General features: G+C 63.4%; 18 protein-coding genes. 6 read left to right on the forward strand and 12 right to left on the reverse strand.

Annotation, left to right across the window (positions count from 1 at the left end; all coding sequences use genetic code 11):
- Positions 1-27 precede the first annotated feature (27 nt).
- A complete protein-coding gene (locus tag LIW51_RS22575; protein ID WP_227377334.1) occupies positions 28-1,395 on the forward strand; it encodes a sodium-dependent transporter in 1,368 nt (455 codons plus the stop codon).
- A 99-nt stretch (positions 1,396-1,494) separates the two neighbouring features.
- On the forward strand, positions 1,495-1,755 hold the full coding sequence (locus LIW51_RS22580; RefSeq protein ID WP_227377335.1) for a hypothetical protein: 261 nt from the start codon (positions 1,495-1,497) through the stop codon (positions 1,753-1,755).
- 15 nt (positions 1,756-1,770) lie between these two features.
- On the opposite strand, the gene LIW51_RS22585 is transcribed toward LIW51_RS22580, so the two are convergent.
- From LIW51_RS22585 to LIW51_RS22605, 5 genes are all read right to left on the reverse strand, one after another.
- Positions 1,771-2,172 carry a DUF488 domain-containing protein gene (locus LIW51_RS22585; RefSeq protein ID WP_227377336.1) on the reverse strand — a complete coding sequence of 134 codons (402 nt, stop codon included), beginning with the start codon at positions 2,170-2,172 and terminating at the stop codon, positions 1,771-1,773.
- Positions 2,173-2,222: 50 nt separating this feature from the next.
- Complete coding sequence (locus tag LIW51_RS22590) at positions 2,223-2,387, reverse strand: hypothetical protein (RefSeq protein WP_227377337.1); 165 nt, start codon at positions 2,385-2,387, stop codon at positions 2,223-2,225.
- A gap of 117 nt (positions 2,388-2,504) precedes the next feature.
- A complete protein-coding gene (locus LIW51_RS22595) occupies positions 2,505-3,968 on the reverse strand; it encodes a lipase maturation factor family protein (RefSeq protein ID WP_227377338.1) in 1,464 nt (487 codons plus the stop codon).
- A gap of 47 nt (positions 3,969-4,015) precedes the next feature.
- Entirely contained in the window at positions 4,016-4,492 is a 477-nt protein-coding gene (locus tag LIW51_RS22600) for a metal-dependent hydrolase (protein ID WP_227377339.1), read from the reverse strand.
- Between the two features lie 55 nt (positions 4,493-4,547).
- Positions 4,548-5,993, reverse strand: a complete 1,446-nt coding sequence (locus LIW51_RS22605; RefSeq protein ID WP_227377340.1) for an MATE family efflux transporter — start codon at positions 5,991-5,993, stop codon at positions 4,548-4,550.
- A gap of 110 nt (positions 5,994-6,103) precedes the next feature.
- Between LIW51_RS22605 and LIW51_RS22610 the strand changes: the two genes are divergently transcribed.
- The 3 genes from LIW51_RS22610 to LIW51_RS22620 are packed head-to-tail and all read left to right on the forward strand — an operon-like array spanning position 6,104 to position 8,041.
- Positions 6,104-7,273 carry a thiolase domain-containing protein gene (locus tag LIW51_RS22610; protein ID WP_227377341.1) on the forward strand — a complete coding sequence of 390 codons (1,170 nt, stop codon included), beginning with the start codon at positions 6,104-6,106 and terminating at the stop codon, positions 7,271-7,273.
- Positions 7,270-7,650 (forward strand): Zn-ribbon domain-containing OB-fold protein, encoded by a 381-nt coding sequence (locus LIW51_RS22615; protein WP_227377342.1) that lies wholly within the window; start codon positions 7,270-7,272, stop codon positions 7,648-7,650. Before LIW51_RS22610 ends, LIW51_RS22615 begins: the two co-directional genes overlap by 4 nt.
- Positions 7,651-7,699: 49 nt before the next feature.
- Entirely contained in the window at positions 7,700-8,041 is a 342-nt protein-coding gene (locus tag LIW51_RS22620; protein ID WP_227377343.1) for a hypothetical protein, read from the forward strand.
- A gap of 21 nt (positions 8,042-8,062) precedes the next feature.
- Here LIW51_RS22620 and LIW51_RS22625 read toward each other — a convergent pair whose 3' ends face one another.
- The 5 genes from LIW51_RS22625 to LIW51_RS22645 all read right to left on the reverse strand — a co-directional run bounded on the left by LIW51_RS22625 (position 8,063) and on the right by LIW51_RS22645 (position 10,993).
- Positions 8,063-8,362, reverse strand: coding sequence for a hypothetical protein (locus LIW51_RS22625; protein ID WP_227377344.1), 300 nt, complete (start codon positions 8,360-8,362; stop codon positions 8,063-8,065).
- A gap of 339 nt (positions 8,363-8,701) precedes the next feature.
- Positions 8,702-8,842, reverse strand: coding sequence for a hypothetical protein (locus tag LIW51_RS22630; protein ID WP_227377345.1), 141 nt, complete (start codon positions 8,840-8,842; stop codon positions 8,702-8,704).
- Positions 8,843-9,589 (reverse strand): hypothetical protein, encoded by a 747-nt coding sequence (locus LIW51_RS22635; protein WP_227377346.1) that lies wholly within the window; start codon positions 9,587-9,589, stop codon positions 8,843-8,845. It lies immediately after the preceding gene.
- 115 nt (positions 9,590-9,704) lie between these two features.
- The gene (locus LIW51_RS22640; protein ID WP_227377347.1) at positions 9,705-10,535 is read right to left on the reverse strand and encodes an ATPase domain-containing protein; all 831 of its coding nucleotides are present in this window, start codon (positions 10,533-10,535) and stop codon (positions 9,705-9,707) included.
- A 2-nt stretch (positions 10,536-10,537) separates the two neighbouring features.
- Entirely contained in the window at positions 10,538-10,993 is a 456-nt protein-coding gene (locus LIW51_RS22645) for a P-loop NTPase family protein (protein ID WP_227377348.1), read from the reverse strand.
- Positions 10,994-11,374: 381 nt separating this feature from the next.
- Between LIW51_RS22645 and tbsP the strand changes: the two genes are divergently transcribed.
- Positions 11,375-12,184: a transcriptional regulator TbsP gene (gene tbsP / locus LIW51_RS22650; RefSeq protein WP_227377349.1), complete on the forward strand. Its 810-nt coding sequence runs from the start codon at positions 11,375-11,377 to the stop codon at positions 12,182-12,184.
- A gap of 58 nt (positions 12,185-12,242) precedes the next feature.
- Here tbsP and LIW51_RS22655 read toward each other — a convergent pair whose 3' ends face one another.
- Both LIW51_RS22655 and LIW51_RS22660 read right to left on the reverse strand, forming a co-directional pair.
- Positions 12,243-12,377 (reverse strand): transporter, encoded by a 135-nt coding sequence (locus LIW51_RS22655; protein WP_227377350.1) that lies wholly within the window; start codon positions 12,375-12,377, stop codon positions 12,243-12,245.
- Positions 12,378-12,511: 134 nt separating this feature from the next.
- Complete coding sequence (locus LIW51_RS22660) at positions 12,512-12,913, reverse strand: hypothetical protein (protein WP_227377351.1); 402 nt, start codon at positions 12,911-12,913, stop codon at positions 12,512-12,514.
- Positions 12,914-13,147: the final 234 nt, after the last annotated feature.

The following is a 13,147-nucleotide window of genomic DNA, read 5'->3' on the forward strand; positions in this document are numbered from 1 at the left end:
TTATTAGTTTTCACTATCAGCCATTATATGCCACAGAGTACCAATGATACGGCGGGGCTGACCGACCGACTCCCCGGCCGCGAACACTGGGGTTCGCGGCTCGGCTTCATCGCGGCGGCGATAGGGAGCGCGGTGGGTCTCGGAAACGTCTGGCGCTTTCCGTACGAAGCCGCGGGCCACGGAGGTTCCGCGTTCCTGCTCGTCAACTTCATCGCGGTTCTGCTAATCGGACTCCCCGCGATGTTGGCGGAGTTCACCATCGGACGGCGAACGCACCGGAACGTCGTCGATGCCTTCGCGGCCGGCGGACGGGCGTGGAAGGCGGCCGGTGCGCTCGCCGCGGTGACGGCGTTCTGGGTCGTAGCGTACTACAGCGTCGTCGGCGGCTGGGTAACGCGATACCTGTTCGAAAGCCCGAGTGGGGCGTACTTCGCCAGACCGGCCGCGCACTTCGAGGCGGCCGCCGCCGGCGTCGACGCGCTATTGTACGGAGCGCTCTTCCTCCTCGTCACGGTCGGAATCGTGGCGTTCGGAATCGAACGCGGCATCGAACTGGCGACCAAAATCATGGTTCCCGCCATCGTCGTCCTGATGGTCGCGCTCGCGCTCTACGCCACGACCCTCCCGGGTGCGGGTGCCGGATACCGGTACTTCCTCGAACCCGACTTCCAGTACCTCTTCTCGAACCTCGACACCCTCATCCCCGCCGCGGTCGGGGAAGTGTTGTTCACCCTGTCTCTCGGCTCGGGAATCATGATAACCTACGCGTCGTACGTCGAAGACTCCGAGAGCCTCGTCACCGACGGCGTCGCCATCGTCGTGATGAACACGCTCGTCGGCTACCTCGCCGGTCTGATCGTGTTTCCTTTGCTCTTCGCACAGGGCGTGAAGCCGGGCGAAGCCGGGGCCGGTGCCATCTTCGTCAGTATCGCGAACGCCTTCCGGACGCTTCCCGCCGGGGAGGTGCTCGGCATCGTGTTCTACTTCGTCGTTCTCATCGCGGCGATATCGTCGTCGATCAGCCTGCTCGAAATCCCCACGGCGTACTTCGTCGACAACTACGCGGTCGACCGACCGGTGGTCGCCGGGGGACTCGGCGTCGGCGCGTTCCTCCTCGGCGTTCCGACCGCGTTGAACACGAGCACGCTCGAATTGTTCGATTCGGTCGCCAGCGAAGTTCTGCTTCCGGTCGGCATCTTCCTCGTCACTGTGTTCGTCGGATGGAACTACGGTCGGGAAGCGATGGCGGAACTCGGCGAAGGGCTTCACGAGCGATTCCTGCCGCGGTACTGGTTGTGGCACGTTCGCATCGTCGTCCTCCTCGCGGTCGGGATGACGCTCCTCATCAGCGTCTCGTCGTTCATCGACGCGAACGTCGTTCAGTATCTTCCCTAGTCGAGTTCGATATCGGTGACTCCCTCTGGGTCGAACGGTCGCGCACCTCGGCCGAGTCAGTAAAACCGATACCGGTGCGCCGAAAACCATTACATGTTCATGGGTCGCCTCTCCGAACGTTCACCGTCTCGACTCGCCGTCTCCGTCATCTCGTGGCTCGGCTGGGCGGGGGTCGTACTGTTCCTACCTCGGTTGTGGCAGCAGTTCTGGCAACACTGGTCGATGATGCCACACTCCTTCAATTCGCTCCTCTTCCTGACTATCGAAGGCGGGACGCTCGTCGTTGCGCTCCTCGGGGTGCCGATACTGGCGATGTCGTTGCCGATAGTCTGGTGGCAGATGCTGAACGGGGCGCCATAGGAAGACTCGATACGGTCACTTTCCGTTCTCCAACTCGTCGACGAGCAGTGTGCGGTGACAGTTCTTCTGCTCGACGTTCTCGTAGCAGACGAGGTACACCGGTCGTTCGCAGGCTTCGTCGCGGAGTTCGGCCATCGTCTCCGCCGCCGAATCGCTCGTCCGGAGGTGGTTCCGATAGCGCCGCTCGAACTCCAGTTCCTCCCACGCCCGGTTGTGGCCGACTTCGTCGGCTCGCCCTTTGAACTCGTCGAGCAGCGATTCCGGCGGGGCGACCGCCGGGCGGTTGTCGTCGATGACGCCCCAGAGCCACGGGAGGGGTTTCCTGACCACGCCGTAGACGACCGCGTTCTCCGGAACGTCGACGTGGTCGTGTTGCAGGGCGGCCAGATGCGCGTGGTGCAGGTCGAGGTCGCTCATCGTCGTCACGCTCGGTCGAAGGGCGCGCGGGTATTGGGCGTTGGGGTGTCCTACTCGGTGAGTTCGACCAATCGTTCGAGTCGCTTATCGATGCTCCGGAGGTAGTAGAGCACCAGCGCGATACCGGCCAACGGAACGAGCCAGACGAGGAACGTGAAGAAGATGACTATCAGTTCGATCCCGCCGGAAAGGGCTTGGAGGGGAACTGCGAGCATGTTCGTCTCTTCGTATTCCGGAGTTAATATAATGATTATTATGTTTTATCCGACGAATACAACGCGGTTCGAGCCGCGACGGTCGAGTCCACCGAACCGACGGAAACCGGTCGCTCTCTATCGCCGGAGCGACTCTCGCATTCTAGCGTCGTCGATGGAGACCGGGTCGAAGTACGTTCCGACGCGGTCGCGGTGCCACCACCGCCCCGTCTCTGCTCGCTCCTCGGGCGACGTGAACCGATAGCGGTAGCGAACCGCCCGCACGTGCTTCGGCGGGTCGTCCGGAAACGGGTTCGTTCGGAGGAGGGAGAGCGTCGATTCGTCGCCCTCCAACAGTTTGCCGAGCAAGCGAACGAACCACGGATGCCGGAACGGCGAGGGAGCCATGGCCGCGAACCACAGTTGCCAGTCGAGTCGGAGGTGGTACGGCGCGACCTGCGGCGGTCGCCGTTCTGGGTCGGTCGGCTTCCCCTTGAACTCGTAGGCTTTCCACTCCGTGTCGTCGGTGAGCACGTCGTCGTGCGTGCCCTCGACCGCGATTTCGTATCGATTTCGCGTTATCGACCCGAACGCGCCGTAGGTGTTGACGAGGTGAAGCGAGTCGAACGACGTGTTCATCACCTGTCCGGACGAGAGCATGTTCCGGACCGGTCTGACGCTCAGGAGGACGACGACGGCGGCCAACAGCCAGACGGCGATTTGGAAGGGGAGCGGTGCCGTCGCGGTGTTCCACGACGTGATGGGCAGCACCGGCGCGAGGAGCGCGTCGCTGAACGTGCTGAACGCGAGCACGGCCGTTAGGAAGTTCAGCCACGAGAAGTTGCCGGTCACCATCAGCCAACCCTGAAAGAGTATCGTGGCGAGTCCGGCGAACGCCGCGACGGGTTGCGGAGCGAAGAACAGAAACGGGATAGCCAACTCTACGACGTGGTTCACCACGACCGCGCCTCGATGCACCGAATCGGGCAGGTGGTGGGCGTACCAACTCGTCGGGTTCGGCATCGGCTGTGTCTCGTAGTGGTAGTCCATGCACGTGAGATTCCGCCAGCACTCATCGCCGCGGATCTTGATCAGCCCCGCGCCGAACATGTTACGGAACAGCAGCCACCGGAACAGCCAGACGACGACCGTGGGGGTCGCAACGTCGCTTGCGCCGAGAAAGACGGCGAGAAAGCCCGTCTCAAGCAGCATCGACTCCCAGCCGAACCCGTAGAACGTCTGGCCGGCGTTCACGAAGGAGAGGTACAGGAGCCAGAGCGTACCCCAAACGAGCATCGAGACGCCGGTTCCGAACGCCTCGGACGCGCCGGAGACGGCCAGAATCGAGAGGCCGACCCCCAGCCACGCGGCCGCGCCGATGACCGCGTTGTCGGGAAACAGGTAGAAAATGCCCGGCGCGTCGCGGAACCGACGACGTTCGACATACCCCTCGATGGGTAGCAGGCCGTCTTCGCCGACCAAGGGACGGAACTGGTTCGCCGCGACGAGGAACGCGACGAGATACGTGACGCCGATACCCCGCCGGAGGAGGAATCTGACGAGCACGTACGTTTCCTGCCCGTAAAGTGACGAAACGAACACGTCTGAATCCGTCTCATCCGTCCTTCAAGTGGTTGATGGCTAGCGTTTCAGACGCAGTCTTCGGTCGAGTCGTGACGATTTCGCCAGCGGTCGACTGCGAGCACCGTTCCGACCAGCGTCCAGAGGAGTATCGTGTTCCGGGCGCCGTGTAACTCGATATCGTGGGCGAAGTAGCGCGTGCTGAGGGGGTAGAGCCACAGTATCCCCATGTCAGTGAACGAATCGAGGACGAGGTGAGAGAGGGTGCTAAGACCGACGGCGACCGCGACCGTTCGCTCACGAGTTACGACGAAGACCGCGGCGCAGCAACCGAGGACGAAGAGCGGCGTGTGGACCACGCCGCGATGGACGAATGGAAACCGCCAGAGGTGACCGAAGTAGAGGTCGACATCCGGCAGCATCCCGACGAGGAATCCGAGCGTCGGAGGTTCGTCCGTCAGGATTCGGACGAGTGCGTAGCCGACGACGCCGTGGGTCAGGATGGCGGGGAGCAGGGACAGCAGATGGGCCGCCGTGTGAACCATGCGGTGACCGAGACGGTCGCGGTACGAAGGCGTTTCGACGGGCGGGACTCCGTTTTCAGTCGTCGGCGACCGGAGAACCGGGACGGAACTCCCGGCTGATGGCCTTCCATTTCCCGGTCGAGAAGCGGTGGTAGTTGATGGCCGCGGGCACCGCTGCCTCGGCGACGAACGACAGGTACAGGCCCGCGAGTCCGAGCGAGGTGGTGGCACCGAGGCACGCCAGCGGTATCGCGCAGCCGAACATCCCGACTATCTGGCTGTAGAACGGCCAGCGAGTGTCGCCGCTGGCGTCGAGCGGCCCGGCGGCCGCCCCCTTGATTCCCTGCGCCATGACCGCGACGCAGGCCGCGTAGACGAGCGACACCGCGACCGGAACCGAGGGGTCCGCCGGGTCGGCGACGAATGATAGCACGATGGGTTCGGCCAGCAGGAAGACGACGACCGCGGCGACCGCGTAGGTTGCCACCGAGAAGACGATGACGTCGCGGGCGTACGTCTCGGCGGCGCGTTCGTCGCCGCCGCCGAGTTCCTGCCCGACGAGGCTGCTGGACGCCAGTCCGAACCCCCAACCGGGGGTGTTCATCAGCCCCCAGATGCGTCGGCTGATGACGTAAGCGGCGACCACGCTCGGCCCGAACAGCGCGACGATGGCGAGCATCGGGAACTTAGCGACGGTCCACACCAAGTTCCGACCGACGACCGGCAGGCCGATTCGGACGAGTCGTCGGAGCGTCTCCGCGTCGAGATAGCCGTCGAACGGGTCGACCCGTACGGGGAGCTCCCCTCCGCCGGGAAACCGACCGGTCACGAGACCGACGGCGAATCCGACGGTCACGACCACGTTGGCGAGCACCGTTCCCAGCGCGGCACCCTCGACGCCTAGCCCGACCCAGAAGACGAACGCGGCGCTGAGGACGATGTTCGTGAGCGCGCCGCCCGCCCGAACAAGCATCGGCGTCCACGCGTCGTCGGCGCCGATGTAGATGCGACTGCCGACGAGGTTGAGTCCGGCGAAGGGGACGCCGACCGAGAGGATGCGGAGGTACGACGCGCCGAACTCGATCGCCGTCCGGTCGTCGGTCATCACCGAAACGAGTTCCGCCGGAAACAGCCCGAAGACGACCGCGACGGGGAACGACACCGCGAGGACGAGCGCGACGCTCGACCGAACCGCCTGTCCGAGTTCGTCGAACGCCTCCGCGCCGTAGCGTTGCGAGACGAGCGCGATGGTGCCGCCCGCGAACCCCCCGCCGAGCGAGAACGCGATACCCCAGTACGGCGTGGCGAATCCGACTCCGGCGATGGCCACCGGTCCGACGGCGATGCCGACGAACGCGACGTCGACGGCGTTCTTCGACATGCGCGCCAGACCGGTGACAATGCGCGGCCACGCGAGATCGGTGGTTCGACGGACGTTCTTTGGAGAGACCAGACCGACACGGGAGAGCGCGAGACCGATGGCGAAGATGAGGAGCCGTATCGGATTCGGGAAGCGGGGCACGACGCTACAAGTGTTTCGAATCGAAGTATAGTCCTTTCGATATGCGGCGGCCTCGGCGGAAAATTGCGGCGGTCAGTGGTTTCTTAGTGTCGCTCGGGAAACGTGTAACCATGCCACGAGCTACCGTCGTGGGTGCCGGGATGACCGAGTTCGGCCCGCACGACAGGCCACTCGAAGAGCTCTTCGCGGACGCCGCGTTCGCGTCCATCGACGACGCCGGCGTGGCCTTAGACGAGATAGACGCCTTCTACTTCGGCAACGCGCTGGGCGGGCAGGCCGAGGGCGACACGCACCTCGCGCCGAAACTGGCGACGCACGTCGGCCTCCGCGGAATCCCCTGCCAGCGGTTCGAGGATGCGTGCGCCACCTCGTCGAACGCGTTCAAACACGCCGTCCAAGCGGTCGAATCCGGCGTCCACGACATCGCCTTGGTGGGCGGCGTCGAACGGTGTACCCCCGAAACCGGTCTCGGCACCGGCGAGATGACCGAGATATTCGCCAGCGCGGCCCACCGACAGTATGAGCAACCGGCGGGACTGACGTTTCCCGGCGTGTTCGCGCTGCTCACCAAGCGCCACATGCACGAGTACGGAACGACCGAGGCGCAACTCGCCGAGGTCGCCGTCAAGAACCACCACCACGGGCAGTACAACCCCAACGCGCACTTCGGCCGCGACACGACCGTCGAGGCGGTGCTGGAGAGTCCCACCGTCGCGGATCCGTTCCACCTCATGGACTGCTGTCCGTTCTCCGACGGCGCGTCCGCGGTCGTGGTCGTCGGCGACGACCGCGCGGAGAACTTCGCCGGCGAGCCGGTCTCCGTCACGGGGGTCGGCCACAGAACCGACGCGGTTCCGTTGGCCGACAAGGAATCGCTCACCGCGACGCTGGCCGCCCGAGACGCCGCGACCGAAGCATACGCGCAGGCCGACATCACCCCCGACGACGTGGATTTCGCCGAAGTGCACGACTGTTTCACCGGCGCGGAGGTGCTCGCCATCGAAGCGCTCGGCTTCTTCGAAGACGGCACCGGCGGGCGGGCGGCGGCCGAGGGCCGCACCTACCTCGACGGCGACATCCCCGTGAATCCGAGCGGCGGTCTCAAGGCGAAGGGACACCCCATCGGCGCGACCGGAACGGCGCAGATCGTGGAGTTGACCAAACAGTTACGCGGCGACGCCGACCGCCGCCAAGTCGATGGGGCCGCGACGGGTATCGCGCACAACCTCGGCGGCGACGCCGCGACGACCGTCGTCACCGTCATGGAGGCGCGAACGTGAGTTCGAACGACCCGTCCGAAGGGGACGCCGTTACGTACGCCGACTGGCGAGAACACCTCGATGCGGGCGAGCTTTTGGGACTCGAATGTCGGTCGTGCGGCCACGTCACCGCAACGCCGAAGCGCGCGTGCATCGACTGCGGCGACCGCGAGCTCGCTTCCCGCCGACTCCCGCAGACCGGCGAAGTCCACAGCGAGACCACGATAAACGTGCCGCCTGCGGGGGTCGAGGGTCCGTACCAAGTCGCAATCGTCGACCTCGGCGATGCGCACCTCCTCGGTCGAATCGAGGGACGCGTCGAGGTCGGAGACGCCGTCGAGTTCGTCGACAGTATCGAGACGAAGGGGATGCCCGCCCCGGTGTTCGCACCGCGGTAGCAGACGCCCGCCCCCGATGGCTCAAACCACCATATGAGTGATGGATTAGGTGCGAGGATACGTCGCGGTTCGCATGGAACCGAACCGTCGATTCGGAGTTCTCTCGGCGTCTCTCGCCGTCCTGATCGTTCTCGCGGGCTATCCGGCTGCCGCGAACTCGGCCGACCGGACGTCCGCGACCGACCGACCCACGTTCGCCCCGACAACCGAACCGTTACCCGCCGTCTCCGACGCGTTGCCCCGCTTGTCCGGGCTCACGAACGAGTCCGCGGGCGGCTACGCCGCCGAGTACGTGGAATTCGCGTTATGGCGGGGCATCCTCTCGCAGGACACTACCATCGAGCGGGTCGACGGCGTCGAGCGCCTCTCGGAGCCGACTCCCGATATCTGAACTTTCGCCTCCGAGACGAGTTCACGAAATCGTCGATTTCGTGAGCGAGTCGAACGCCGCCGGATTCTCCCACAGTTCGCCCAACGTCGCCGCCGCGAGGTAGCGGGTCGGTGCGGCCACCCACTCGGTCGTCAACCGGTCGTCCGGCGGCGGCGCCGTCGTCTCGAACCACCACGCGACGTAGCGACCGTCGGTCAGTTTCGCGGTCGGGTACATCTGGCCGTCCACCGATACGTCGACGCGAGAGTTCGGTTCGACGGGCGGCGCGTCGTCGGGGGCGTCCGCGACCAACAGTTCGATGTCGATCGCTCGTTCGGTCATCCCGGCCACCTCCCGTCTTTTCTCTCCATCTCGGCGACGTGCGGGACGGTTGTGAGTGCCATACGATGGGCGTCAGCACACACCTACAAGTAAGTCAGTCAGGCGCGCGTCTGACGATTAGGCGGAGAGCCCTCGTTCGACTTCCTTACGCTGACGGCTGGACGTTGCGCTTGAATAGTATCCAGGGCGATCGACCGTCTACGTAGGGGTACTCACTGGAGACGGAACGGTTCAGCTTCCACTCAGCATCCGTATGAACGTTAGTAGGGTGAAGAACAACCCATTCAACGTCCCTTACATCGTGACGAGAATCGTGAAATCAGCCGACCGATGTCGCCATCATCCGAGGATATTCCTCCGTTCGTGTTCGGAAAGATCCGTAGTGACGGCGTTCGGCGAACAGTGTTCGCACTCCACCGCCGGGTTCGTGCTTCGATCGTAGGTCTTGAGTGGATGGTCGAACAGGAAGAACGCCTCCATCTAGTGTCGTTCGATGATCGCGTCGGCAGGTTCACCGCAGTTCCGACACCAATCCTCGTCGCCCGCCGGCACTTGAAACGTCACCTTTCTTCGACCGAACCCAGCGTTGCCGAACGCGTCGGTTTTCGGCATCTCGATCAGGTCTTCGACCGGATATGGCTCTTCTACGATCTCGTTGTCGAATCCTGTCTCCGCGACGACGTCTGCCGAGAGGTTCGGGCCGAGTCGCACCGTGTTGGCGTATCCTAAGAGGACGACCTCGACCGTGGCGTTCCGACCGTCCACGGAGATATCGTGGGCGTGTCCCACGACGTACACCTCGATATCGGTTCGCGTCCCGTCGACGCAAACGTCGTGGCTCATACCGGTCACGTAGACGCTGACGTCCGGATCGGTCGCGCTTCCGGACTGTTCACAGCCGATGAGCAATATGTCGTACTCCCGGGGAGTGTGTCCCGGTTCGACCGAGTCCGAATAGACGTTCTCGACCCCGACGACCGCGAAGTCGCCGCCGACGGCATCGGCCGGTACGAAAACGCCGTCCGCATCGTTAATCACGACATCGCCGCTCACGCCGTCGGTCTCCGCGTAGCCGTCCTCTACGTTGCCGCGAATCGTCGTTTCCGGCGGTCCAACGTCGAGGCCGTCGCCGACAGACTGATGGGTGAACACGTATTCGGCGTTCCGTACTTCCAGGTCGCCGTCGACGCTGTGCATCCGGAAGAACACGTCCTCTGAATTCTGCACCGCGACGGGACTGCTCTCGGAGCCGGTGAGCGTTACATCGCCACTGTAGATATCCGTAACCGCGCATCAGGGGCGGGCGTTCGAGAAGGTTCGGTCACTTGGTCTCCTCTCGAATCTAGGGCATCCCCGTCAGCACACCCTGGACGTTCGCCATCGGTTCGCCGACTTTGAATCCGTTCTCCGTTATCCGGAACTCTCGAAGGAGATGCTCGAAGTCGCTCGTCTGCTTCTTCAGGACGCCGATGGCTCTCCGCATCTCACCTCCCAGTTCGAGATGTTGCAGTAGGATGATGTTGTCCGCGAGGTAGCTGATGCCCTCGCCGGTCGCCTTGACCTGCCCGGTCAGCGAGTCGTGTTCGGTGACGAGGATGACGGTCACCCCCATGTTCTTGAGATAGCGACAGAGCGCTTGCATCGTCTCGACAAGATTCAGTCTGTCGTCCTGTAGCGAGACGTTGTACCCCTCGACGCCGTCTATCATCACGATGTCCGTCTCGTGGTTCTCGACCTCGTTTCGAACCGTATCTGCGAACTCGATAGCCGACCGCTTGACGGGTTCTATCTCTTCGGGGTGGAGCGACCCATCCTCGACCATCGAGGCCAACGGGACGTTGATGGCTTCGCTGCGCTCTCGGAACGTCTCGGTCGATTCTTCGAACATGGAAATGACCGAGCGTTCGCCGCGCCCGGCCGCTTCCTTCATGAACTGCGTTCCGACGGTGGTTTTCCCCACCCCGGTCGGGCCGCTGACGACGGTGACGGTACCGCGTTCGATGTCGCCGTGAAGCAACTGATCGACCTGCGGAATGCCCGAGGAGACGCTTTCGGGTTCGAAATCCCTGTCGTGAACCTCGGGGTCGAACGAGGGAAAGACGTCGATGCCGTCATCGGAGATGCGAACACCGTGCAACCCGTCCCGTGCGCCTTCGGCGAGGGTTTTCGACACCGTCAGCGTCCGAGTGCGCTCGCTCGTTCGGAGTTCGCACCGCCCGTCTTCGACGAACGAGAGGTCGTCTCCGTACCGGTCGGTGCGACAGGTGAACAGAACCGTCGCGCCGCGGTCATTGAGATGCCGACCCAGACCGACGACCTCTTCCCGGTACCGTTCTCGGCTCTAAAGGAGATCCTGAAGGCGGGTGACCGGATCGACGACCACGCGGTCGGAATCGAGCGAGGAGATGCGCTCGGAGAGCCGGCCGACGAGGGCCGCGTCGTCCACGGTCGCGCGAAGGTCTCCTGTCGGCCGTCCGCGTCGGGGGCGTCGGCGCGCAGGTCGAGAAACGAGATCGTCTCGGCGTCGATACCGACCGATGCCGCCTTCTTCCGAAGTTCGACCTCAGTCTCGGAGAGATAGACGAACAGGGTCGTCTCGCCGCCTTCGGCTCCGGCTTCGAGAAACCGCAACCCCGTGAGGGTCTTGCCCGCGCGGAGTCGCCGCGGAGGACGAAGGAGCGTTTCGAAACGAGTCCACCGTTCAGGACGGTATCGAGGACGGCGAGAATCCCCGTCTGGAGTCGTTCATCTGTCATTAACATATTACGTCATCACCGCAGGAAAAACGTTATGGAAGCTGATGGTATCACCCATCGACGGGGCAGTTTGAGGCAGAGAGACCCCGGTGGTAAATTGTGCTTACGGAGACATAGATTCGGATAATGACGACGTTAGTGGAGACCGCTCGGTCGTATGATTGGCTTTCCGTGAAATGCGCGAAACAACGCTGGATTACTCTAAATTAACTGACTCAATACTAAGTACGTCGGGTCTGTTCCAATATCCATGTCGATGGCTGACTTACTCGACCGAGAGATGGGGGATATCTTCGTAGAACTCTTCGAGGAAACATCGGAGCCGATTCTGTTCGTCAACCCATCAGAGGTACAGTTGGAAGCCGCGATCGTCACCGCGAGCGAGTACGAGGACGATCTGCCGGAACTCCGGATCATCGCCGCTCCGGAGACGCTCAAGACGATGGCCGACGATTTCCTGATAGCGAGCGAAACCGCGGATCTCATCCACCGCGACAAGTTGTCCTTGCGGACGGTAGACGAGGTCTATCGGAGTTCGATGGTGGTGATGGAAGACCGAATCGTCACGCTCGTCCAGTTCGACGGCCGAATCGACGGGTTGCAGTCGGACGACGGTGAGTTGGTCGAGACGGCGCGGCAGTCGTTGATGTCGGCGTGGGAGGAGGGAGACGAGTTCACGCTCCGAACCCCGCCGATTTCGGAGGTGCGCGAGACATTGCGGGACGAGATCGGCCCGCAGGTGGAAGAGGACTTCACGACGGTTCTCACATCCTTGGACGAGATTCGCGGCAGCAACGGGCTGGACGAGGTCGCCATCAGTTTGTTGGTGGCGGCGCGGAACAACATCCTGCTCTACGACATCAGCAAGTGGGGCGAGGACGTCGGTCTCGCCAGCAAAGCGACGTTCTCGCGTACGAAGACGAGACTCGAAGACCTCGGCATCTTGGATACCGAGAAAGTTCCAATCGACGTCGGTCGTCCGCGACTTCGCCTCAAACTCGCAGACGATTCGATGACGGAGCGTCCCGCCGACGAGATGATAGAACAGCTAGAAGAGCAGATGTAGTTCGAACGGAGACCGCGACCGCAACTCCGCCACCCCCTACCGGATCGTCGACCGACCGTTATCGGTTGGTGAGCAACCGCAGTGCGACACCGACGACGATGACGATGATTCCGAGGATCGTCGCAACCGGGGGAATCGGAACGAACAGGAGCACGATTCCCGCGAGGAGTATCAGAGTCGAGGGTCGTACCATACTACCCGATACCCGAGGGAGTCGAATATGCGTTGTGGCGGTGCGGCGATGCGGCGGCGTCTCACCGATGCACCGAGCGTAGAGCAGCGGACTTCGGTCGGCGAACGAGCGGCGTGATTCGTTGGCGGTCTCGATCACTCTCGTCCGTCGCTCTCGACCGGAATGGGAATCGCGTCGTCGGCGTCGAACGACTCTTCGTCGGCGAGGTCGGTGAGCCACGTCAGCAGTTCCTCGGGGTCGGTTCGGTCGAGTAGCTCCCGAACGACCATCGCGCCGAGTCGTCCGGCGACCGAGCTACCGACGACCCGCGTGACGAAGCGGTCGCTCGCGACGCGGTCGAGCAACTGCTTCGTGAGGCCGTGTCCGAGCGCGCTACCCAGTATCTCGCCGAGTCGTTCGTAATCGACCGCTTCGTCGAAACTCGCACCGCTGTCGAGCGCCTCGACGTCGACGCTGTCGAGGATTTCCTTTGCGATCTCGGTCGAGAACAGCAGGTCGAGACCGCGTTCGATTCGGTCGAGTCGATCACTCCGCATCGAAGACGTGTCCGGTGACATCGATAGGATTCTCCTGACGCGTTCGTCGCCCGTCGGCACGGGATTGGCTCTCGGCACGGGAGAAATCTGTGGCCGGTGTCGCAGTCGCGGAGCGTGCGACCGCGGATGGACGCCGGAACTTTCAGTAGTCGACCGCCGAAACGTACACTGTGGACGCGCCACGCACCGACGCACGCCGAGACGACGGGCGGGTCGATACCGATACGACTACGC

The organism is Haladaptatus halobius (genome assembly GCF_020618475.1).
GTDB classification, from domain to species: Archaea; Halobacteriota; Halobacteria; order Halobacteriales; family Haladaptataceae; genus Haladaptatus; species Haladaptatus halobius.

Bases quoted from the DNA above. Each gene is read 5' to 3' on its own strand.
- LIW51_RS22600 (WP_227377339.1), bottom strand. From the start codon at position 4,492: ATGGTTCACACGGCGGCCCATCTGCTGTCCCTGCTCCCCGCCATCCTG.
- tbsP (WP_227377349.1), top strand. From the start codon at position 11,375: ATGGCTGACTTACTCGACCGAGAGATGGGGGATATCTTCGTAGAACTC.
- LIW51_RS22630 (WP_227377345.1), bottom strand. From the start codon at position 8,842: ATGGAGGCGTTCTTCCTGTTCGACCATCCACTCAAGACCTACGATCGA.
- LIW51_RS22580 (WP_227377335.1), top strand. From the start codon at position 1,495: ATGGGTCGCCTCTCCGAACGTTCACCGTCTCGACTCGCCGTCTCCGTC.
- LIW51_RS22660 (WP_227377351.1), bottom strand. From the start codon at position 12,913: ATGCGGAGTGATCGACTCGACCGAATCGAACGCGGTCTCGACCTGCTG.
- LIW51_RS22590 (WP_227377337.1), bottom strand. From the start codon at position 2,387: ATGCTCGCAGTTCCCCTCCAAGCCCTTTCCGGCGGGATCGAACTGATA.
- LIW51_RS22610 (WP_227377341.1), top strand. From the start codon at position 6,104: ATGCCACGAGCTACCGTCGTGGGTGCCGGGATGACCGAGTTCGGCCCG.
- LIW51_RS22585 (WP_227377336.1), bottom strand. From the start codon at position 2,172: ATGAGCGACCTCGACCTGCACCACGCGCATCTGGCCGCCCTGCAACAC.
- LIW51_RS22655 (WP_227377350.1), bottom strand. From the start codon at position 12,377: ATGGTACGACCCTCGACTCTGATACTCCTCGCGGGAATCGTGCTCCTG.
- LIW51_RS22575 (WP_227377334.1), top strand. From the start codon at position 28: ATGCCACAGAGTACCAATGATACGGCGGGGCTGACCGACCGACTCCCC.
- LIW51_RS22625 (WP_227377344.1), bottom strand. From the start codon at position 8,362: ATGACCGAACGAGCGATCGACATCGAACTGTTGGTCGCGGACGCCCCC.